Here is a 22,827-nt window from a genome sequence, read left to right as displayed (position 1 = left end):
CGTTACACTAGCGCTTTAATTTTCCTAAAAAAAGTACGGGATCACACTTTGGAATTGTTTGCACTTTTAGAGCTAATGGGTACGCAATATAAATTGATTGTTACCCTTATCGCCATTTTACTTTTTCCTCTTTTATTAAAAATCACTAAAAAGTTGCTCGAAAAAGCCATAAAAGGAAAAGTAGATGTTCATCGTAAATTTAGAGCTGAGCTGTTATTAAAAATAATACTCGCGTTTGTCGTGCTGTGCTTAGTGCTTATATTTTGGGGTATAGAGCTGCGCGGGCTATTAGTTTTGGGCTCATCATTATTTGCTATGCTCGGGGTCGCTTTATTTGCCGCTTGGTCGCTGCTTAGTAACCTTACCGCTTTTTTACTCATGTTTATTCAAAATGGTTTTCATGTGGGAAATTGGGTGCGTATTGTTGATGGCGCAAACCATATAGAAGGGCGCATTGTCGAATTAGGTTTAATGAACGTGCTACTTGAGCATGTGGATGGGCACCGAGTTGTTTACCCAAATAACCTGTTTGTGACACGCCCGGTTATGGTATTAAATAAAGAACCTAAGCCTACAAAGGCACCGGCAATAAAACGGATTATTGGCCCTAAAAAGACATAGTTTTAAAAGTCATATCCGCAAAAAAGCCGCAGTAAGGCAAACCTCACTGCGGCTTTTTACTAGCTAACATAATGCTAATTATTTAGCTCAGCTGTTTTAAGCTCTTCATCTAAATCATTTATTTCGTCAATAAAATGCTCTAATTGCTGCTCTACTAAGCTGTTATCATTTGCAAAGTAAGCAAGGTGGAATACCGCATCCCCTTCGTTTACTAATGGCATAGTTTGCTGGCCTATCACAATACCGCCTTTAGGCGCTAAAAGCTCAAGTTCGGCATCACCTAATGGGCTACTTATGTACGCCAGCACTTGGCCTTTTTCTACGTGTTCACCTAGCGATACTTGTGCACGTACAATGCCATCTACCTCAGCGCGTATCCAACTTGTAGACCCTGCAATAATAGGATCGGGCAGCTTTTTAGGACGTTTGCCGCGGATCATTTTTAAATGCCGCATCACATAATCCACACCCTGCACACCTGCTGCAATGGCAATAGGGTCAAAGCGTAAGGCTTCACCGGCTTCGTAAGTAATAACCGGTATACCTAAATTAGCGGCTTCACTACGTAATGAGCCATTACGAAGGGATGCATTTATAACCGCTGGCGTACCGAATGCTTTGGCCATATCAGCGGTTGCTTCATCATCTAAGTTAGCACGTATTTGCGGTAAGTTAGTTCGGTGAATAGCCCCCGTATGTAAATCAATAATGTGGGTACAATGTACCGCCACCTGATTAAAAAACATATGTGCCATACGCCCCGCTAGCGATCCACGCTCAGAGCCTGGAAAGCTGCGGTTCATATCACGTCTATCGGGTAAATAACGTGATTTATGAATAAAGCCAAACACATTAACAATCGGCACAGCAATTATGGTTCCGCGCAGTTGGCTTGCATCTATTTTAGAGAGCAGCTGGCGAACAACTTCTACACCATTTAGCTCATCACCATGAATAGCGGCACACACCATCAGCACTGGGCCTTCCATTACACCATTAACCACTTCAATAGGAATATTGAGCGGTGAATGGGTGTAAAGTTTAGCAGCCTCTAAGGCAAGGGTTTTACGCTCGCCCACGCCTACACTTTCACCTAGTAAGGTAAAAGGACGATTAATTTTAACCTTTGCCACGGGTTGCGGTTCCTTTTATAGCAGCATTTTTTTCGATGAAATCAATCACCATACCGGCAATATCTTTACCTGTTGCCACTTCAATCCCTTCAAGGCCTGGAGAAGAGTTTACTTCCATTACCAACGGCCCACGAGATGAGCGAAGTAAATCAACGCCCGCTACATTTAAGCCCATTGCTTTTGCTGCAGCAACGGCGGTTTTACGCTCTTCTGGGGTTATGCGTACTAATGTAGCGCTACCACCACGGTGAAGGTTTGAGCGAAACTCACCTTCTTGCGCTTGGCGCTTCATGGCCGCTATTACTTTATCGCCTAATACAAAACAACGAATGTCGGCCCCGCCGGCTTCTTTAATGTATTCTTGAACCATAATATTGGCTTTTAAACCCATAAACGCTTCAATAACACTTTCAGCCGCTTTACGTGTTTCAGCAAGTACAACACCAATGCCTTGTGTGCCTTCAAGTAATTTAATAACAACCGGAGCACCGCCTACCATTTCTAGTAAGTCTTTAACGTCATCTGGTTTGCTGGCAAAACCGGTTACCGGCATGCCTACCCCTTTACGTGATAACAGCTGAAGTGAGCGTAATTTATCGCGCGAACGAGAAATAGCCACCGATTCGTTAACAGGATAAACCCCCATCATTTCGAACTGACGTAAAACAGAGCAACCATAAAACGTCACCGATGCACCAATACGCGGAACAATGGCGTCAAAATCTTTTAAATTTTCACCACGGTAGTGAATTTCTGGCTGTTCTGAGTTTATATTCATATAGCAACGAAGCGCATCAATCACCTTTACCTCGTGACCGCGTGCCTCTGCCGCTTCAATTAAGCGACGCGTTGAATATAAATTTCTGTTGCGAGATAAAATACCAATTTTCATAGTTAAAACCTTAACTATCTAATAAATGAGATAAAGCCGGATCAACGACTATACGATTTTCCATGGCTGTACGCCCTAGTAACATTCTAAACTTCATGGTTGCTCTACTCGTTAAAGTAACTTCTATTGGCCAGCTGTGCTGCCCTGCATGCAATGTTGTTTCTATAAAGTAGCGCAACTCTTTTTGCCCACTAGAGCTGGTTACGGCCTTAATTTTTTTAACCTTTGCTTTGCAAGTAATGCGTGTTTGCTCATCGTCTTGCAAAGGCTGGGCTATAAATTTCACCCACTTTTCACCGTCTTCTTCGTACTCTTCAATGTTAATTGCATGAATACATGAAGTGCGGGCGCCAGTATCAACTTTTGCTTTTATCTTTTCGATGCCAAGCTCGGGTAAACTTAACCACTCACGCCAACCAACAGTTAACTTTGCTGTCATAAATGTGCCTTTAATAAAAAAGTGACTTATACGCTACGGCGCAAAAAACACCAGCGAAATAAATTTATCTAGTCGATGAGTAAATTAAATTGATCTTTTATAGGAACTAATCACACAATGCGCGCCTTGCTGTTTAGTGCCTTATTTAGCAATTAAAGCCTGCATATAGGTTTTACCTTAACGCTAACTTATTAAAAGTTAAGGTAAGTTTGTAAAGCACTATGCAGATACACTATAGTTAACTGTATTAAAAATACACTATTATATGAGTTTAAAATATGATTAATGGTTTACTGCATGCACTGGTGCTTGATGAAAAAGGCGGCGCGCACGCCATAGAAAACACCCGCGATTTAAATAACTGGCACCCTAGCCAAGGTAAACTGTGGATACATATGGACTACAGCCAAAGCGAGGCAGTAACGTGGCTTAAAAGCCAGGCTCACCTTACCGACTTTGAGCTTGATTCGCTTATTGCTGATGAAACTCGCCCTCGCTTAACACCTAGTACCAATGGCCATATGCTGTTTTTGCGTGGTGTAAATTTAAACCCAGCGCAAAGCCCTGAGGACATGGTGTCAATTCGTTTATTTATTAGCGAATCTGTGGTTATCACAACGCGCAAACGTCGCTTACTTTCGATTCAAGATATATTAGCAGAGCTTAATGCTGGCCACGGCCCATGCTCAATATCAGAGTTGGTCGGCTCTATTACGCAAAAACTGACATCACGCATGCAAAGTGTCATTGATACGCTTGATGAAACCCTGGATGAATTTGAAGAAGAAATAGACGAGCCAAGTAAAAAGTTTGATAACCAAGGTTTATCTCAACTACGCCGTCAAACTATTGCCTTAAAGCGTTACTTAAAACCGCAAAAAGAAGCGTTGAGTTTAATGGTAAATAACCATTACCCCTGGCTTTTAGATGAAGATAAAGCAAAGCTAAACGAAACCACTAACTTACTTATTCGTTATTTAGAAGAGCTAGATAGCGCCATAGAGCGTGCGCAAATTATTCAGCAAACCATTACTAACCAAGTGTCTGAGCAATTAAATCAACGCATGTATGTAATGTCGGTTGTGGCTGCGCTTTTTTTACCACTGGGCTTTTTAACGGGCCTTTTAGGGGTAAATGTAGGTGGCATACCAGGTACCGAAAACCCTTATGCATTTAGTGCATTTGTGATTTTTTTAATTGTGCTTACTGGCGGTATTGGCGTGTACTTTAAAAATAAAAAATGGTTATAAAATAAAGTTTTTTTATTATGGCCACTCAATTGAGTGGCCATAATAAGTCACTAATTAATTAGTTTCGCGCGTATAACTCACATTGGTCATCGTCACTTTTGACTCTGTAATGCCTAAATCCTCAAAACAGTTTTTAAACGAGTTAGAGTTTCCGGCCTCACCACATTTGTCTAATGTGTATGGGTCTTGCGATTGCAGGTAGTTACCAAACTTAAAGTATGACTGCGAATCATCCTCTACTGGTATACCGAACGAGTTACCGAATGCCGTAACCTCTACATCGCCGTAGTTATTAACTACCCGCAAGTTAAATGTCTCACCGCTGGTCATTGTACCCAAAGCAAATTTTTCTTCATTACCGCTGGTATTACGTAAACGTACGTACACATCAAAAATTCCGTTGTTCGCTACGCTATCATTAAAGCCCGATTCATCAGTATCCGACACATACACTTTAGATATAGTGCCGGTATCGCTAGCATGGTGCTGCGATATAATTGTTTTTCCGCCATCAGACATCTCAACTTTTACCGTAGCTTCGAACACTTCATAGGTTTGAGTCATAGCAACGCGTAAACTTTCTTTAACCTTATACTCATGACGCCAGCCATTACCATTAGGCGTAATATGTTGTGCCTCTAACGGCACAAACACTAAGGTGCTATCGTCAACGAGAGGATTTGGGTTATCACCTTCTAAATCAAAAATGCTACCACTGGTTATGCTGCTAGGAATTGTTGAACCATTTGAGTTATCGCTGCCGCCATCTGAGCCACCATCATTACTGCCGCTGCCCTCAACCAAGGCAAAATTATCAAACCTTACATCGCTGGTGTTGTTGTAATGTTTAGCAAAAACCTGAAGTGAATTGGTGTTTGCTGAGGTAAATGTTTTTGTTACTTTAGTCCACGAAGAAACATTAAAGGTTTGGTTTTTAAATAAACCATTTAAATCGTTTACACCAATTTGCCCTTTACCCAGCACATAAGCACTTAGGGTGTATTCAGTGTTAGGCTGTATATCTACCACTTGATAAACCCGTGCTGGACTGCCCTGAATTTTTAACGATTTTGAGCCACTGTAAGCATCTGAAGAAATAGCGGCTGGGTCGGTTTCGTTCCAGTTACTAAAGCCACTTTCAAAGCCTGCATTATTAATTGTTGCAGCATGAGATAGCGCTGAACTTGTCGCAATTGCGCTGTAAAAAAACAGTTTTTTATGGTTAATCATTATCTTTATTCCTTTAAACCTGAATATAAAAATAACCTAACTACCTAGTTTTGTGTCAGTCACTAAAACTTAGATCACCCTGTGTAAACAGGTTTCTATTTTTGTGTATGAATAGATTTGGCAAGAACACTCGGGTTACAAAAATCAATCTAAAACCCTTAAATTGGCCTTACCAATATTAATGCCATATGGCGAGCTAAAGGCTATATTTTTTGTTACCAATATGTCAACAGAGGATGTAATAGCAAATAAGTATTAGTTTTATTAAATATTGCATTTACAACTTGTAAATAGTTATAACTATTCAACAGGTTATATATTAGGGACAGGTTAGCAATAAATAAAAATATTTTTTCAATTTAATGAATAAGTAGTACGTCGAAATAAGCCCTATTACCAATAGGAATATGAACAAGCTTAACTTTTAATGAATAAATTAAGGAGAATTAAGTTTTTTATATGAAAGATAATAATTGGTTATAACAAAAATAAAATTGGTAACACGAAAAGTATTAAATTTTTGCCGTTAAATAAGGCAAAATAAAGGGGGTATTAATGCGCCACTACACTAAAAATGAATTAATATCTGAAAATAGGCTGCGATTTAAAGAGTCATGTTTACTCTGTGCACAAAAAAAAGCGAGCATATATAAATGCTCGCCTTTATCAACTAGCTAACGCCTTACTCTTGAAAGTAAGTGCCCCAACCGTCGTATTCAACGTCACACTCAACAGCTAGCGCTGCAAGTTTATCAACGTCTTCCATTATAACTTCAACGTCTAGCTCAGCTTCGACTACAATATCAAAGCTCCAAATTTTGCTGCCATCTTCTAGCTCAAGCTCTGCCGGTTCTTCAACATCGTAGCCTAATTTAAAGGCAGCCAGTGCCGCTTGCTCTAATTTGCTAAAATCTTCGCATACAAAATGATGCTCAACTTCATAAAGTATTTCAGGATCAGAGCCATCTTCAAGTAGTGAACTTACGATGTCTTCACTTATTTCACGCCAGTTTTCCATTATTTATCTCTCGCTTGAGCATCTAATTCAGTTATTTTAGCAGCCATAATACTATGCACTTGGGTGGCCTGTTCACGGGCACTCACTTTTTTATCAAGTGATATAGGCGCTAACATTTCAATGTAAATTGTACCATTATCCCAGCGGTTTAGCTTAATAGTTTTATCAGTTGTGCTCATACATACCGGCACTATGGGTACATCTGCGCTTAAAGCAGTGTGAAATGCGCCGGTTTTAAATGGCAGTAAACCGCGGCCATAGCTTCTTGTACCTTCGGGAAATACCCAAATAGATAGGCCTTTTTGTTTAATTTTTTCAGCGGCTTTTGAAATTGTACCTGCCGCTTTTGAGCGATTAGCTCTATCAATCAATATGTTGCCCGACAACCAGTAAAGTTGTCCAAAAAATGGGATCCACTTTAAGCTTTTTTTGCCTAAGCTAACGCAGTTTTCAGGCACCATAGCCGATACAGTAAATAAATCGTAATTGTTTTGATGGTTTGATAGGTAAACCGCAGGGCCAATATTGAGCGCATCAGGGTGGCGTTTAAGGACAAGTTTAACCCCTAACATTTTAGCCATTGAGCCAAACCAGCCGGCTATCACATGCACATTATTAGGGTGAAACGGTCTCACAATCGACAGTAACAACCCAAACACGCAGCTGAAAAATATAAACAGCACCATAATTAAAACACGTATAACAGCTAACAAACTTCTCTCCAAAATGTGTGTGCAATGCGCTATAAGCCACGCATATTTCACTATTATAACGTGATTTTATGACGATCACGAGACAATAGCGAACAGCTGTAAGCTGAAAAATACAGCATAAACAAAAACGGCCTGCAAAAGCAGGCCGTTAGAGGTGTATATTTCGGGCTTATTCTTCGGCTAATGTGTCATCATTTTGCTCATCTGCCGGCGTAAACTCCACCACTGCTTCATCAACACGCTGTAAGCCTCGCGGTAACTTATTACCTCTACGCCCGCGCTCGCCATGATAATGCTCCAAGTCGCTCGGTTTAAGCGTTAGCTTTCGTTTACCAGCATGAAGGGTAACGCTACTGCCTTGTGGTACCACCGCCAGCACTTTGACAAACTCTTCACGTGCTTGCACTTTAGCCCCTGGAATAGAGATAATTTTATTGCCTTTACCTTTACCCAGTTTTGGTAAGTCGCGCAGTGGGAATAACAGCATGCGCCCTTCGTTCGAAATGGCCATGCAGTAATCGGTTGCTACATCATTTACTCTGATTGGTGAGAGTAAAATTCCGCCCTTAGGCACGCTCACCAAGGCTTTACCGTTTTTATTTTTACTTACTAGGTCTTTAAAGTCAGTAATAAAACCATAACCCGCGTCAGAGGCCATAAGTAGCACTTGATTGTCTTCACCCATTACCACGTGCTCAAAATTAGCTCCAGTGGTGAGGTTAAAGCGCCCAGTCATTGGTTCGCCCTGGCTACGTGCCGATGGCAAGCTGTGCGCATCGGTTGCAAATGCACGCCCTGCTGAGTCTAAAAATACCGCAGGCTGATTACTCTTACCCTTAGCGGAGGCTTTGTATTCATCGCCAGCACGGTAATTAAGCCCTTCTACATCAATGTCATGGCCTTTACCAACACGTGCCCAGCCTTTATCAGAAAGCACGACTGTTACCGACTCTGAAGGAATTAAATCTTTTTCACTCAGTGCTTTAGCTTCTACGCGCTCAATAACAGGTGAGCGGCGATCGTCGCCATACATGTCGGCCGCTTCTTGAATTTCTTTTTTAAGAAGCGTTGACATACGACGGTCTGAGCCAAGCGTTTGCTCTAACTTGTCACGTTCTTTGGCCAGCTCATCTTGCTCGCCACGTATTTTAAATTCTTCTAGTTTTGCTAAATGACGAAGTTTTAATTCTAAAATGGCTTCGGCTTGAGTATCGGTTAAATCAAAGCGCTCCATCAACACAGGTTTTGGTTTATCTTCTGTGCGAATAATTTCAATTACTTCATCAATATTTAAAAAGGCAGCAAGTAAACCTTCTAAAATATGCAATCGTGCCAGTACTTTATCTAAACGGTGCTGTAAGCGCCTACGTACTGTTTCGCGTCTAAACGTTAGCCACTCAGATAAAATACTGCGTAGGTCTTTTACTTGCGGGCGGCCATCAAGGCCTAGCATGTTTAAGTTTACACGGTAGTTTTTTTCAAGGTCGGTGGTGGCAAATAAGTGCGCCATTAACGGTTCAGCTTTAATGCGGTTTGAACGCGGTACAATCACAATACGGGTTGGATTTTCGTGATCAGACTCATCTCGTAAATCAGCGACCATTGGCAGCTTTTTAGCATTCATTTGCGCTGCGATTTGCTCAAGCACCTTAGCCCCTGAACACTGATGCGGTAGTGCAGTAATAACAATATCGCCATGCTCTTCAGTATACACCGCGCGCATTTTAATTGAGCCTCGGCCGGTTTTGTATATTTTATGAATATCGGCTTTTGGGGTAATTATTTCAGCGTCGGTTGGATAATCAGGTGCGTGCACAAGCTCAAGTAACTCATCAAGCTCGGTTTTAGGCTTATCAAGTAATAAACAACAGGCACTGGCTACTTCACGCACATTATGTGGTGGAATATCGGTTGCCATACCTACTGCAATACCCGTTACGCCATTTAACAAAATATGCGGTAAGCGCGCCGGTAATACTAATGGCTCGTCCATGGTGCCGTCAAAGTTTGGCGTCCAATCAACGGTGCCTTGGCCTAGCTCTTTAAGTAATACCTCAGAGAACTTTGATAAGCGTGCTTCGGTATAACGCATTGCTGCAAACGATTTAGGGTCATCTGCTGCCCCCCAGTTACCTTGCCCATCGACTAATGGGTAACGGTAAGAAAACGGCTGCGCCATTAATACCATAGCCTCGTAACAGGCACTGTCGCCATGTGGGTGGTATTTACCTAATACATCACCTACCGTACGAGCCGATTTTTTATATTTAGCAGCGGCCGATAAACCCAGCTCGCTCATAGCATAAATAATACGACGTTGAACCGGTTTTAAACCATCACCAACATGCGGTAATGCACGGTCCATAATTACGTACATAGAGTAATTTAAGTAGGCGTCTTCGGTAAAACGCCCCATTGTTTGTTGTTCAATTCCTTGCATTAGCAAGGTATCTGTATCACTCATTAAAGCTTACCTAGTTTTTCTTATAGCTTACGCGGTAGATCACGTTTGCGTAATCGTCGCTTATTAGCAGACTGCCGTCATTTAATTGTGCAAATGCAACTGGGCGTCCAAAGGTTGTTTCGTTATGCATAAAGCCGGTAATAAATGGCGTGTATTTAGTAATACGCCCTTGCTCTACATTGGCTACAGCCACTTTATAACCTGACTTTTTAGTACGATTCCACGAGCCATGTTCAGCAACAAATAGCTGCTCTTTGTAAGAGCCTGGGAACTGTTTACCGGTATAAAAATGAATGCCAAGTGGCGCAACGTGAGCACCTAGCGCAAGCGCTGGCGGGCTGTAGTCGCTAATGTTTTTACCTTTACCAAACTCAGGATCTGCAATGGCACCGGCGTGAACGTAAGGAAAACCAAAATGCTCGTTTTCTTTACTTACGCGGTTAATTTCATCAGGTGGAATATCATCACCCATCATGTCGCGGCCGTTATCACTAAACCATAATGCTTGCGTGCTTGGATGAAAGTCAAACCCCACTGAGTTGCGTACCCCTTGGACTATTGTTTTAATTTGTTTGGTTTCTACATCAAGTGCAAAAATACGCCCGTAACGCTCATCTTCGGCGCATATATTACACGGAACACCAACCGGAATAATAAGCTCTCCGGTGGGTGCAAAGCGTAAAAACTTCCACCCGTGGTGACGATCCGATGGCAACGCGTTGTAAACTACGTCAAATTTAGGGTCTTTTAACTGCGTGTCTACGTTTTTAAAGCGAATAATACGGTGTACTTCACCTACGTATAAATCGCCATCTTTAATTGCTAATCCCGAGGGCATATTTAGCCCCTCAGCAATCACCATTTTTTTATCTGCTACGCCATCACTGTTATGATCGATTAACGCATACACATTTCCTGCTTTGCGCGAACCTGCGTAAACAATGCCTTTTTTTGATACTGCTATTTGGCGTGCATTTTCCACATCATCAGCAAATAAGCTTACCTCAAACCCAGGTGCTACGGTGAGTTTGTCTAGTATGTCTTTTGCCATTGCTGGGGCTGTTGTTAAGCCAAGCAATAATAAACTTCCTAGTATTTTATTCATTTGCCTCTCCAAGTGTTAAACACAAGCTTATTATACCTGTGCTTTATTACCGTGATCTTCTAGCCACTGGCGTCTGTCTGACGAGCGCTTTTTAGCAAGTAGCATATCCATCATTTCTAATGTTTGCTCTTCTTCATCTAGCGTAAGTTGCACTAAGCGGCGAGTGTTTGGGTCCATTGTCGTTTCGCGCAGCTGCAGCGGGTTCATTTCGCCCAGCCCTTTAAATCGTTGCACGTTTACTTTACCGCGTTTTTTCTCTGCTTCTATGCGGGCCAAAATACCTGTTTTTTCATCTTCATCGAGGGCGTAATACACCTCTTTACCAATGTCGATTCTAAACAGTGGTGGCATAGCCACGTATACATGCCCTGTTTTAACCAGTTGCGGAAAATGACGCACAAACAAAGCACACAATAAGGTGGCAATGTGTAGTCCATCCGAGTCAGCATCGGCCAATATACAAATTTTATTATAACGCAGGCCGGTTAAATCAGTTGAGTCTGGGTCAATACCCAGCGCCACCGAAATATCATGCACCTCTTGCGAGGCTAATATTTGCCCTGATTCAACTTCCCACGTATTCAAAATTTTACCGCGCAGTGGCATTATTGCCTGAAACTCACGATCGCGCGCCTGCTTAGCCGAGCCACCTGCTGAGTCACCCTCTACCAAAAATAGTTCGGTACGGTCGTTATCGGCGGCACTACAGTCGGTTAGTTTACCGGGTAACGCAGGGCCTGAGGTAACGCGTTTACGCACTACTTTTTTCGCCGCTCGCAATCGGCGCTGTGCATTTGAAATACACAGTTCTGCAAGCAATTCTGCAGTGTCTGTGTGCTCGTTTAACCATAAGCTAAATGAGTCTTTAACCACACCCGATACAAACGCTGCACATGAGCGAGAAGAAAGCTTTTCTTTGGTTTGGCCGGCAAATTGTGGATCTTGCATTTTTACCGATAACACATAGCTACAGCGCTCCCAAATATCATCTGGGGTAAGCTTTACGCCACGCGGTAATAAGTTTCTAAATTCACAAAATTCGCGCATTGCTTCAAGTAAGCCTTGGCGCAAACCATTTACGTGTGTACCACCTTGTGCGGTAGGAATAAGGTTTACATAGCTCTCAGCAATCGACTCGCCGCCTTCAGGTTGCCATACAACAGCCCAATCAGCCCCTTCAATCGAGCTTGAAAACTCGCCTACAAATGGGTCTTTTGGAAGTACTTCAAAGCCTTTAACAGCTTCAATTAAGTAATCCTTTAAACCTGTTTCGTAAAACCATTCTTGCGTTTCTTTAGTTTGCTTATTAACAAACTTAATGCGCAAGCCTGGGCATAAAACCGCTTTAGCTTTTAATAGGTGGTTTAATTTAGTAATTGAAAAGTTAGCTGAGTCAAAGTAACTCGCATCGGGCCAAAATCGAACGGTTGTACCGGTGTTGCGCTTACCAACAGTACCAATGACATTTAAGTCTTCAACTTTATCGCCATTTTCAAAGGCCATTCTAAATTGTTGAGCGTCGCGCCTTACCGTTACTTCAACACGGTGCGATAACGCATTTACAACCGAAATACCTACCCCGTGTAAACCGCCCGAAAACTGATAGTTTTTGTTAGAGAATTTACCACCTGCATGCAGCTTGGTAAAAATCAGCTCCACCCCAGGAATACCTTCCTCAGGGTGAATATCTATAGGCATACCACGGCCATCGTCTATAACTTCAAGAGAGTTATCTTCGTGTAAGATCACATCAATTTTAGTGGCATGGCCCGCCATGGCTTCATCGACACTGTTATCGATAACCTCTTGGCCTAAATGATTTGGACGTACCGTGTCGGTATACATACCAGGGCGGCGTTTTACCGGCTCTAATCCATTGAGAACCTCAATGGCTTCGGCGTTATAATTTTGCTGACTCATAATTTTTATCTTTATATGCGCTTAGGCTAATTTGTTTTAGGTAATTTAAGAAACTCTACAATACTATCTAAGGTGCGTTCAAAACCAACAAAGCTGTGATCGCCACCAAACTCAACTAACTGTTTGCATTGTGAAAAGTAATTTACTGCGTGTTGATAATTTAACACTTCATCTCCCGTTTGCTGCAACAAATAGAGCAATTCGGGGGATGCTAATTTAGGCACATACAATGCTTTTAAAGCATCCATGTGGCTGGTATTTAACTCATAATGATAATCTTGATACGGATTATAATTGTGGCCAATAAGCGGCGCTAATAAGTTAAACGGTGCTACTGCTGGGTTTATTAATGCTGCTCGCAGGTTATAACGCTGCGACAAGTAGGTGGCATAAAACCCACCTAGTGAGCTCCCAAGTAACGCGGTATCTGGCGTTAATAAATGCTCAAGCTGTAAAATAGCTTGTAAGGGCTCGTGATTTAAACGCGGTACGCAATAGTCAACGTCATAGTTTGCCATAAGCTCGCCAAAGCGCACAGCTTTATATGATTTTTCAGAACTATTAAAGCCATGAATATAAATTACGCGTTTAACCATACAACATCCGTTTTAACTGTTAAAGCATTGTCCTGTGTAGTTAAATGCAACATTCGATAAGCGGGGCCGTGGTTTTCTTGCTGCCATTGCGGGCAATTTTTTGTAAATTGCACCGAACTGGCGGGCGTTGCATAAATACTCAGCTCTCTAAAAGTTTGCGTATAGTGATTATGCACATGACCGTGCAGCAACGCCGCTACATTAGCGCTATTAACTAACACGTTTAATAACTGCGGGCCGTTTTCAAGCATGTGTTTATCAAGATAGCCATTAATAGCAAGCGGGTTGTGATGACAAAACACCACATGCTGCGATTGCGAACTTGCTAAACAATCCGCGATTTCATTTAAGTGCTCGCTAGACACCCACCCTGCAGGTGTAGGGCCTTTTGAGTTTATAAGTAGCAGCTCAAATCCTTGTGCGATAATGCGTTTAGCCGACACTATTTGCCCACCACTGATACGATTAAGCATGGCAATCTCATCATGATTGCCTGGTACCCAAAATACTGGGCAGGTCAAATCAGCGTTATTAATAAGCTCGGCAAATAATAAATAAGAGTCAAAACTATGATCTTGTGTTAAATCACCACCAAATATAACCGCATCTAATGACTGCGTGGCCATGTGCGCTAATGCTTGTGCAAAATGCGCGGCGGTGTTTACGTTAAAGTACTCAGCGTTAGGGTCGGCAAATAAATGGCTATCGGTTATATGCGCAACACGCAGCGATGAGCGGTTAAAGTGATAATGTTCATCAAACCAAGCCATTGTTTATATCCCAGTTTAGTACTGCTCGGCCATGCTCTACACAGGCTACTAACCAGTCATATAAAAATGCATTAAGTTGATACTTTTCATCTTTTTGGTGCATTTTAGGATTTGGATAACCATAAGATGGCTTTATCCGTTGATGGTAATCGTGGTGAATAATTTCAGCCACTTTTGCATCTTGATAAAGCCTGACTGTTAAATACAAAGGAGAAACGCCTTTAACCATCCCTGTTAGCTGTTTGATAGAAATATCCAGTGTGTACTTAGCACTATCGTCAATGATAATGGCAAATTCACTATGACCTAATTTAACTTTACGCACACTATTAGCGCTGCGCTCTTTAGGTAATAGCTTTGAAAGACGTACGTAATTATGCTCGCAAAGCGTCATGTACTTTGGGAGGCTCTGAATATATCGTTGGGTTGCTAAAAGTGCTGTCAAAGTACCGCCGTATTAAAAAGTTAAAATTATGTCCACTTACTGCTTATTTTTTCACGATTTAACGCCAACCACTGTAAACAGATTACTGTTGCCGCGTTATCTATTTCACCGTTATTGAGGCGCGAAAGCGCATCATCAAGGCTTAATATATGGGTTTTAATGTCTTCACCTTCGCTTTCAAGGCCATATACACCACTTTGTACTTGGCTTAAATCTGCCCGCGCTAGGTATAAATGTAAGCGCTCAGTGGTACCGCCCGGACTTGAAAGGTATGAGAGCATAAATTCAAGATCAGTAAGCTCAAGCCCAGCCTCTTCATAGGCTTCTTTTTTTACCACCCCTTCGTAATCGGTACTGCCATCGGTCATACCGGCAATACATTCTAGCAGCCAGGGCGAGTGTTTGCTGTTAATAGCGCCAATACGTATTTGCTCTATTAAAAGTACACTTTGCGTAGTTACATCATAAGGTAGAACAGCAATGGCATCGCCCCGCTCTAGTATTTCGCGCTTTATAAGTTGCGATGTACCACCATTAAACAGGCTATGCTCAAACTCATACATATCCACCTTAAAAAAGCCATTATACAGACTTTTAACTGCTTTTAAGCTCACATCTTTATGTGTAAATTGAACCAAGCTTTTATCTGCCATATTATACATCCCGCTTATTTAAACGATTAAAGTTTGTTAATATATTCTGTTACATTTGAACATACAGTTTTACTAATTTCTTTTTTAGTTATTTAGCAAAACACGTTACCATGCTTTTAGTACAAAATTTGTCTAAGGACTGAACCTAACATGAAAAAGAACATCCTTGCAGCGCTCGTTAGTTTGTCGTGCGCATTAGGCACAACCACAGCAAGTGCTGAAGATTTAATGCAAGTTTTTGAAATTGCTACTGCTAACGATCCCACTGTTTTAAAAGCAAAAGCCCAAGCAGATGCGCAATCTTACGAGAGCGATTTAGCAATGAGTGCATTATTGCCGCAAATTGGCGTAAGCATGGGCTATGAAAAAAGCGATTCTACCTCTTTTCAGAGCGTTGGTGATTTAGCTGACCAAGTTAAAATAAACAGCGATACCGACCAATTCACGCGTGGTGTTAGTTTAAGCCAAACCTTATTCGACTTAGGCGCATGGAATACACTTGATATTGCCGAAAAACAAGCGCTGCAAGCCAATGCGCAATACGATAACGCAAAACAAAACTTAATTGTGCGCGTTGCTGAAGGCTATTTTAACGTATTAAGCGCCATTGATAACCTTGAATTTGTGCAAGCCGAAAAGCGTGCCATTGAACGCCAGTTAGAGCAAACAAAACAGCGCTACGCAGTTGGCCTTACAGCGATTACAGATGTTCACGAAGCGCAAGCACAATACGATAACTCAGTAGCACAAGAAATTATTGCCAGTAATGCCGTTGAAACCGCACGCGAGCAACTGCGTGAAATAACCGGTAAGTACCACGCAAAACTTGATTTTTTAAACACCGAAACATTTTCAACAGTAAAACCGGTTAAAAAATCAACTGACTTTGTAAAAGTAGCTGAGAACAATAATATCAGCTTACAAGTGGCTAAAGTCACGGTTGATATTGCTAAGGATCAGATCACGCTTGCTAAAGCTGGCCACTACCCAAAGCTAACACTTGATGCCAGCTACGGTGATTCTTTAACTGACCAAAATATAAATGGTTTAAGCTTTAACGACCAACCACGCGCCGACTCAACCTCGGTTGCCGTTAATTTAAGTGTTCCTCTGTACACAGGCGGCGCAACCGTAGCTGCAACTAAACAAGCCCGTGCGTTTTATGTTTCAGCCAGCCAAGATTACGAAACAAATTACCGCGCCGTAACGCGTACCGTTATTACCTCATACAACCAGGTTGTATCAGACATCGCGACTTACAAAGCTCTAGAGCAAGCTGTGGTATCAGCGCAAAGTGCGCTTAAAGCAACAGAAGCTGGTTTTGAAGTAGGCACGCGTACTATTGTTGATGTGCTTGTAAGCACGCAAAACCTGTACGATGCAAAACGTAACCTAGCTGATGTACGCTATCGTTACGTGTTATCTACGCTTCGCTTAAAGCAAGCTGCAGGTACACTAACAAGTGCCGATTTACTGGGTATTAACCAAGGCTTAAAAAAAGCCTAATAAGTTAAAAAGTAACGTTTAAAGCCAGCCATTGCTGGCTTTTTGTATTTTATAACACTAAGCGTTAAACTAGCGTTTTTATTTTAGAGAGTATTTTGTGGTCACCTCATCTCCTTTTAAAGCCTCGTTTTTAGGCCCTCGTTATTGGCTAACGTGGATTGGCGTTTTCTTTTTGTATTTGATTTCGTGGTTGCCACAAAAAATTCAGCTTAGCTTAGGTAAGTTATTGGGGCGCTTAGTACATAAATTTATGAAACGTCGTCGCCATATTGCCGAGGTTAATATAAAGCTGTGTTTTCCTGATATGAGCGAAGCCGAGCAACAACAGCTTGTGCTAAAAAACATGGAAAACACCGGAATTGCCATGGTTGAAACTGGCATGGCCTGGTGGTGGCCGCAGTGGCGCGTTAAAAAAGCGTATGGCTCTATTAAAGGATTAGAGCACTTTGAGCGCGTGCAGGCTCAAGGTAAAGGCGTATTGCTATTGGTGCCGCATATTTTACATTTAGAAATGGCGAGTCGTGTTATGGGCACTAAATGCCAAGGGCTGGGGTTTTACCGCCCACACAACAATGCACTCATGGAATACTTTACAACCAATGGCCGTCTTCGTTCTAACGAGTATTTAATTGGACGAAAAGACGTAAAAGGCTTGTTAAAGTCACTAAAAAATAAAAAGGTGTGTTATTACCTACCCGACCAAGACTACGGCCGTAACCGCTGTGAATTTGTGCCTTTTTACGCAGTACCAGATACAGCCACAACTACAGGCACATTACTTTTTGCAGCAAGTAAACACTGCGAAACCATGAGCCTAATTAGTCGTCGTGATGAGCACGGTAAATACCATTTAGAAATAGTACCTGAGCTTGAAAATTTCCCAAGCGGCGATGATAAAGCAGATGTAACACGTGTAAATCAGCGCGTTGAGCAATCAATTAACGCTGCGCCTGAGCAATACATGTGGCTGCACCGCCGTTTTAAAACACGCCCTGATAAAAATACCCCTTCTTTTTATAAAAAGTAATGGTATAAATAAATAATGATAATAAATGAGCATGAGTTATGTGGTTTTGGGTTAAGCATTTAATACTAGCAGTTGCATTAATCTTACTAGCTACCTATGTGTTAGTTGGTACGGGTCCATTGTTTGACATAAAAGAGAGTAAAAACGCAGCTGCCGAGGGGCTTTCTCGCTTTTATTCGTCTATCCGTAACCAAGTTAAATCCGATAGGGAGCGCGATAAGTTTGTACTACAACTTAAAAAGCCCGAGCAAACACTTGATCGTGTTTTAGCAGAGCGCGGCAGAGCCGTTGACCCGATGCCTGCTAGCTGGACAGGAACAAGTGCACCAAGACGCTTTGAAAACGGCTCAACGTTAAAAGACGTACTTAACCAATACGCTAAAAGCGAAGGTATTCAATTATATTGGTATTTGAGTAAAGACTACGTTGTAAAAGATCATTTTAGGGTTGATAGCAGTTTTACCTCAGCGCTTTATCAAGTTGGCCGCGCAATTAATGATGACTTTGAATACGAAGTGTATACCTACCTTTGCCACAAACAGCGCGCAGCGGTGATCACTGAGCTGCCCTCTGAATTTGTGCGCAGCAATTGTTTAAAGCTTAATACTTAGCAGCGTAAATAAACCAACCCCATACATAATAAAAACCCAAGCCTGTGCTTGGGTTTTTAGTGTTTATGTTTCTAGTTCAAATATTGTATTCCAGCATGTTGTTACACTTTCTATATCGGTTTGATACTCCTTACGCGACACCAAACGACCTTGCTGATTTAGGCTTAATACGTGATAACGTGAGCGATAATCAATATACGCCTGGATTAACTGCTGCTTTTGGGTTTTAGTGATACAACCAATCGCGGCAGCGTCTGTGAGTATTCTTACATTATCGGAAAACACCGTTAGCTGGCTAAACTGATTTGCGTTTTTGAGCACTAGGTATTGAGTTATAAATTCAATGTCGGTCATGGCGCCTACATCTTGTTTTAAATCAAATTGCTCAGAGTTTCCTTTAGCTAAGTGCGTGCGCATTTTTTCGCGCATTTTAAGCACATCCTGTTTGAGTGTATCTACATCCCGTGGGGCACATAATATCTCTTTACGAATTTGTGCAAAGCGCGCTCTTAGCTCATCTTGGCCTAATATAACGCGGGCGCGCACAAGCGCTTGGTGCTCCCAAGTCCATGCTTGCGTTTGCTGATAATGATTAAAGCTCTCTAAGTTAATAGCCAATAAACCAGAGGCGCCTTCAGGGCGCAGGCGTGTATCAAGCTCATACAATATGCCCGAGGCGGTACGGGTATTAAATAAATGCATTAAGCGCTGTGCAAGTTTTAAATAAAACTGTCGTGAGGTAATCGATTTATCGCCATTGGTACTGCTATTACCGTCGTGATTATGCACAAACACAAGGTCTAGGTCGGAGTCGTAGCCTACTTCAAAGCCGCCCGTTTTACCGTACGCAATAACGGCAAAGCCTTTGTGTTCATCATCAGTGTTTGGTGGCATGCCAAAGCGCTTAACCGTGTTATACCACGCTATATTAACTGCTTGGTCTACCACAGCCTCGGCAAGAGCAGTTAAGTGATCGCTTACTTTCATAACATCAATCACACCGGTTGCATCGGCAGCCGCGATACGTAATTGATGTGTTTGCTTAAATTGCCTAAGCGCTTCCATTTGTAGCTCTAGGTCGTCGTGTTCTATACGTAAAAAATATTGCCGTATTTCATCTTTATAGGCGCTCAACGGCGTAGGTTTGTAAAGGGCAGCAGGGTCTATTAGCTCATCAAGCAAAATAGGATAACGGGAAATATGCTCCCCTATCCATTTACTATGGCAACATAATAAAACAAGCTGCTTTAGCGCACCTTGGTTTTCGTAAAGCAATTCAAGGTAAGCAGTACGCGATACAATTTTATTTAAAATTTGGCATACCAAGGTAAATGTCTCACCACTGGCATTAAAGTCACTGAGCTGTTTGAGCAATAAAGGCATTAGTTTGTCGAGAATATCTCGCCCGCGATTACCTATATTTACCTTACTCAAACGTTGTTTAAAATCATGAAGTGGCACTTGCCATTGCTCTTTTATATCGTTTAAAAAGCTAACATCACCATGATCCCAAGCACTTATAAACGCACCTTCGCAGGTATCAAGGGGAACGGTTTCCTCCCCTATCACCAATAAAAATTCATCGTGAATTTTGGCCATAACCTGCTCAATCTCGCTCATGGTATGGTTAAAACTTTCAGACTCGAGTAAGTAATTTAAGCGCTCTTGATTGAGGTCATCATCGGGCAGGGTTTGTGTTTGTTGATCGTCAAACATTTGCAAGTATTGCTCTACTTTACGTAAGTGTAAGTAGTTGCGCTTTAGCTCATTCGCTTCTTGCTCATCCATCGCTTGGTTTAACGTTAACTGCTCTAAGGCGTACAGTAACGATTGGGTTTGTAAGTTAGCTTCTCGCCCACCACGGACCATTTGCAAAGCTTGTACAATAAATTCAACCTCGCGAATGCCACCAGCACCTAGTTTTATATTGTTGGTCAGGCGTTTTCGGCGGACCTCTTGGGCTATCATAAGCTTCATTTTTCTGAGCGATTCAATCACCGAAAAATCAATATATCGACGATAAACAAAGGGTTTTAAAAGCTGTATAAATTCATCCCAATATTGATTGGGTGTGCCAATTAGCCGCCCTTTTAACATGGCGTAACGTTCCCAATCGCGGCCTTGCTCTTGGTAGTAATCTTCTATGGCGTGAAAGCTCATCACTAAAGGCCCACTTTCACCAAATGGGCGCAAGCGCATATCAACCCTAAATACTTGGCCATCACCGGTTACTTGATTAAGTGCATTAATCAGTTTTTGCGCTACTTTAGTGTAAAACACTTGGGCTTCAATACGTTTGCGCCCACCTTGGGTCGGTACATTGCGCGGATAAGCAAAAATCAAATCTATATCTGATGAATAATTAAGCTCGTGGCCGCCCAATTTACCCATGCCTAAAACCATTAAAGGCAAAGAGTTACCTTGCTCATCTAATGGCTCCCCTGCTGTTTTTGCCGTTTGCGCATGGGCCCATCTATTTGCGCTATTAATTAGCATATCAGCTAATAGGCTTATGTATTTTATACTGTCACTGATTGGGTTATCGCAACACAAATCGAGGTACGCTACTTTTAACCAGTATTTTTCTCGGTACTGTCTTAAAATCTTATTGCACTGGTTTTCATCTACTTGCTGCAAGTCAAGGCCGTCGAATGGCGCGGGCACGTCTCGGCTAAATTGCTCATCTGGGTTTATTAACCAGTCTTTTAATTGAGGTTGCGACTCTAAACTGCGAAAAGCAAAGTCGCTCAAAGCACATAATTTTACAACTTCTTCTTGTATAGGTTGCTGCGGATACAGCTGTGCAAAGCGTGTTGAGCCAAGTTTTTGTAATTGAATAGGAAGTTGCATTTTGTTACTCATCAATCCTCTCTTTTATATATGCGCTAACCATACTAGAATAACTAAAACCAAGAAAGGTTATCTCTACTTAGGATCAGCATGTCATATTTATCATTATCTAACACTAGTTTAGTTGCGATTGCCATTAGTTTTGCGGTTATATGCATTACTATTTTTAGTCTTAGAATTGTCGCTCAAATAAAAGCAAAACAGGCACTTAAAGATGAACTAGCGCAGCATGATAATTTTGCAATGGGGATTAGTTTCGCCTCAGAAATTACCGTGGTTATTGCCACTATGGCGTTTTTATTTGATGAAATAAGTATGAGCACGGCACAACATAATCCATTAAAAGTGGTTATTTTAATTGTTCTATTATTTACATTTATAAAAGTCGGACATTTAATTCATAGAAAATGGATATTACACAGATTTAATGAAGAAGCTGCTATATTAAAGCAAAATGTATGCGCTGCATTGGTTGATTCAGGTATGTTATTAGCCAACTGTATTATTGCACTTGGCTTGTATACCTGGACTCATGCACAAGGGTTTAGTAACTTACTTATTGCTTTTGTTAGCTTTTTTACGCTACAAGGGATGTTTGCGCTAGATAGCAAAATCCGTGAATACCGCTTCGCTAAAGCAAACCAAGGTGCCTCACTGCAAAGTAACTTTAACCTAGAAAACACCTCTATTGGCATTAGATACGCAGGAAAATCAATAGGTTTAGCCCTAGCCGTGTATGCAGGATTATCTAGTGCGGCCTTTCAAAATGGAAAAATGGTCGAAAATATATTTACACTGGTAATGCATTGCGGTGTAATGTGGGTGTTATTATATTGTTTAAGTTTTGTAATAAAAGCAATTTCATTACCCAATATTGATGCCGCTTTAGAGGTCGACCATCAGGACAATATAGGCATAGCATGCATTGAGTTTGCTGTTTTTTGTGCTATAGGCTATTTACTTATTAGCATGTTTTCACTTTAACGCCACGCTATTAAATAAGTCGCCAAGCGCCCCGTATTTAGTTAACTGGCATAACACATTTGCATAAAGCAACGGGGCCCTATGTCATTTGAAGTAACTAACTATTTGTTAATTGATATAGATAACGAATTTAGTCGTACATTTGCCGAGTATTATTTTAAGCACGCGGCACCCAATACACCCAGCACCTTAATAGTTGCAGGCAGTAACACCCGTAAGCTGGTAAAAATGATGTTTGACGAACTCATTAAAGACTATTGCTATTGCGACCTAGAAAACGAAATTAGCGTATCTGAACTGGCCACTTACCTGCACGAGCACCACGATATTCAGGGCGTGTTATTTAATAACACCGACTATCTACTTGCCGACGACAAACAACGTTTTATATATAACTCCCTGCATGAAAAACGCTACGTAGTTAGCTTTGACGACAACGGCTATACATTTAATCGTATTACTGACGAAGGCTTTAAAAATCACTTATCGTGCGATACCGATATTGCCGAAACACCTAAAGATTTAATCGCACTTGCCAAGGCACTTAAACAAAAATAAATAATTGCGTACAACGCCCTGCTTACTTACCATAGCGCTATA

General features: G+C 41.6%; 21 protein-coding genes. 7 read left to right on the top strand and 14 right to left on the bottom strand.

Annotated features, from left to right (window positions below):
• Positions 1–48: 48 nt before the first annotated feature.
• Entirely contained in the window at positions 49–621 is a 573-nt protein-coding gene (locus MSC25_RS04055) for a mechanosensitive ion channel domain-containing protein (protein ID WP_248442694.1), read from the top strand.
• 74 nt (positions 622–695) lie between these two features.
• Here MSC25_RS04055 and MSC25_RS04050 read toward each other — a convergent pair whose 3' ends face one another.
• From MSC25_RS04050 to MSC25_RS04040, 3 genes are read right to left on the bottom strand one after another with little or no spacing between them, the layout of a single operon-like run.
• A complete protein-coding gene (locus tag MSC25_RS04050) occupies positions 696–1,754 on the bottom strand; it encodes a succinylglutamate desuccinylase/aspartoacylase family protein (RefSeq protein ID WP_024031557.1) in 1,059 nt (352 codons plus the stop codon).
• Entirely contained in the window at positions 1,741–2,646 is a 906-nt protein-coding gene (gene rimK / locus MSC25_RS04045; RefSeq protein ID WP_004587974.1) for a 30S ribosomal protein S6--L-glutamate ligase, read from the bottom strand. The genes MSC25_RS04050 and rimK overlap by 14 nt, the downstream gene beginning before the upstream one ends.
• A 10-nt stretch (positions 2,647–2,656) precedes the next feature.
• Positions 2,657–3,085 carry an ATP-dependent zinc protease gene (locus tag MSC25_RS04040; protein WP_248442692.1) on the bottom strand — a complete coding sequence of 143 codons (429 nt, stop codon included), beginning with the start codon at positions 3,083–3,085 and terminating at the stop codon, positions 2,657–2,659.
• A gap of 278 nt (positions 3,086–3,363) precedes the next feature.
• Between MSC25_RS04040 and MSC25_RS04035 the strand changes: the two genes are divergently transcribed.
• Positions 3,364–4,335: a zinc transporter ZntB gene (locus MSC25_RS04035; protein WP_029772374.1), complete on the top strand. Its 972-nt coding sequence runs from the start codon at positions 3,364–3,366 to the stop codon at positions 4,333–4,335.
• A 54-nt stretch (positions 4,336–4,389) separates the two neighbouring features.
• On the opposite strand, the gene MSC25_RS04030 is transcribed toward MSC25_RS04035, so the two are convergent.
• From MSC25_RS04030 to MSC25_RS03985, 10 genes are all read right to left on the bottom strand, one after another.
• Positions 4,390–5,565 (bottom strand): polysaccharide lyase family 7 protein, encoded by a 1,176-nt coding sequence (locus MSC25_RS04030; protein WP_004587971.1) that lies wholly within the window; start codon positions 5,563–5,565, stop codon positions 4,390–4,392.
• A 682-nt stretch (positions 5,566–6,247) separates the two neighbouring features.
• Entirely contained in the window at positions 6,248–6,583 is a 336-nt protein-coding gene (gene rraB, locus MSC25_RS04025) for a ribonuclease E inhibitor RraB (protein ID WP_004587970.1), read from the bottom strand.
• Positions 6,583–7,296, bottom strand: a complete 714-nt coding sequence (locus tag MSC25_RS04020; protein WP_029772377.1) for a 1-acylglycerol-3-phosphate O-acyltransferase — start codon at positions 7,294–7,296, stop codon at positions 6,583–6,585. The genes rraB and MSC25_RS04020 overlap by 1 nt, the downstream gene beginning before the upstream one ends.
• A 169-nt stretch (positions 7,297–7,465) precedes the next feature.
• The gene (parC, locus tag MSC25_RS04015; RefSeq protein ID WP_248442690.1) at positions 7,466–9,760 is read right to left on the bottom strand and encodes a DNA topoisomerase IV subunit A; all 2,295 of its coding nucleotides are present in this window, start codon (positions 9,758–9,760) and stop codon (positions 7,466–7,468) included.
• A 10-nt stretch (positions 9,761–9,770) separates the two neighbouring features.
• The gene (locus MSC25_RS04010) at positions 9,771–10,865 is read right to left on the bottom strand and encodes a PQQ-dependent sugar dehydrogenase (RefSeq protein WP_248442687.1); all 1,095 of its coding nucleotides are present in this window, start codon (positions 10,863–10,865) and stop codon (positions 9,771–9,773) included.
• 30 nt (positions 10,866–10,895) lie between these two features.
• Positions 10,896–12,785 carry a DNA topoisomerase IV subunit B gene (gene parE, locus MSC25_RS04005; RefSeq protein WP_055254871.1) on the bottom strand — a complete coding sequence of 630 codons (1,890 nt, stop codon included), beginning with the start codon at positions 12,783–12,785 and terminating at the stop codon, positions 10,896–10,898.
• Between the two features lie 26 nt (positions 12,786–12,811).
• Positions 12,812–13,381 (bottom strand): YqiA/YcfP family alpha/beta fold hydrolase, encoded by a 570-nt coding sequence (locus tag MSC25_RS04000; RefSeq protein WP_248442686.1) that lies wholly within the window; start codon positions 13,379–13,381, stop codon positions 12,812–12,814.
• Positions 13,366–14,151: a metallophosphoesterase gene (locus MSC25_RS03995; RefSeq protein ID WP_024031551.1), complete on the bottom strand. Its 786-nt coding sequence runs from the start codon at positions 14,149–14,151 to the stop codon at positions 13,366–13,368. Before MSC25_RS03995 ends, MSC25_RS04000 begins: the two co-directional genes overlap by 16 nt.
• A complete protein-coding gene (locus MSC25_RS03990; RefSeq protein ID WP_024031550.1) occupies positions 14,138–14,596 on the bottom strand; it encodes a DUF1249 domain-containing protein in 459 nt (152 codons plus the stop codon). The genes MSC25_RS03995 and MSC25_RS03990 overlap by 14 nt, the downstream gene beginning before the upstream one ends.
• A gap of 26 nt (positions 14,597–14,622) precedes the next feature.
• Entirely contained in the window at positions 14,623–15,249 is a 627-nt protein-coding gene (locus tag MSC25_RS03985) for an NUDIX domain-containing protein (protein WP_004587962.1), read from the bottom strand.
• Positions 15,250–15,399: 150 nt separating this feature from the next.
• Here MSC25_RS03985 and tolC point away from each other — a divergent pair, with 150 nt between their 5' ends.
• The 3 genes from tolC (at position 15,400) to MSC25_RS03970 (ending at position 18,393) form a co-directional block, all read left to right on the top strand.
• Positions 15,400–16,755: an outer membrane channel protein TolC gene (tolC, locus tag MSC25_RS03980; RefSeq protein WP_029772380.1), complete on the top strand. Its 1,356-nt coding sequence runs from the start codon at positions 15,400–15,402 to the stop codon at positions 16,753–16,755.
• Between the two features lie 97 nt (positions 16,756–16,852).
• Positions 16,853–17,782 carry an LpxL/LpxP family Kdo(2)-lipid IV(A) lauroyl/palmitoleoyl acyltransferase gene (lpxL, locus tag MSC25_RS03975; RefSeq protein WP_054983765.1) on the top strand — a complete coding sequence of 310 codons (930 nt, stop codon included), beginning with the start codon at positions 16,853–16,855 and terminating at the stop codon, positions 17,780–17,782.
• Positions 17,783–17,820: 38 nt separating this feature from the next.
• Positions 17,821–18,393, top strand: coding sequence for a toxin co-regulated pilus biosynthesis Q family protein (locus tag MSC25_RS03970; protein WP_024031547.1), 573 nt, complete (start codon positions 17,821–17,823; stop codon positions 18,391–18,393).
• A 63-nt stretch (positions 18,394–18,456) separates the two neighbouring features.
• On the opposite strand, the gene glnE is transcribed toward MSC25_RS03970, so the two are convergent.
• On the bottom strand, positions 18,457–21,255 hold the full coding sequence (glnE, locus tag MSC25_RS03965) for a bifunctional [glutamate--ammonia ligase]-adenylyl-L-tyrosine phosphorylase/[glutamate--ammonia-ligase] adenylyltransferase (RefSeq protein ID WP_248442682.1): 2,799 nt from the start codon (positions 21,253–21,255) through the stop codon (positions 18,457–18,459).
• 78 nt (positions 21,256–21,333) lie between these two features.
• Here glnE and MSC25_RS03960 point away from each other — a divergent pair, with 78 nt between their 5' ends.
• The gene (locus MSC25_RS03960; RefSeq protein ID WP_004586847.1) at positions 21,334–22,227 is read left to right on the top strand and encodes a hypothetical protein; all 894 of its coding nucleotides are present in this window, start codon (positions 21,334–21,336) and stop codon (positions 22,225–22,227) included.
• Between the two features lie 81 nt (positions 22,228–22,308).
• Positions 22,309–22,785 carry a hypothetical protein gene (locus MSC25_RS03955; protein WP_024031544.1) on the top strand — a complete coding sequence of 159 codons (477 nt, stop codon included), beginning with the start codon at positions 22,309–22,311 and terminating at the stop codon, positions 22,783–22,785.
• Positions 22,786–22,827 lie beyond the last annotated feature (42 nt).

It is taken from the genome of Pseudoalteromonas sp. 1CM17D (genome assembly GCF_023161805.1).
Lineage (GTDB): Bacteria > Pseudomonadota > Gammaproteobacteria > Enterobacterales > Alteromonadaceae > Pseudoalteromonas > Pseudoalteromonas atlantica.
Note: the sequence above shows the minus strand (reverse complement) of the source record. Positions and strands in the feature narration are given on the sequence as shown.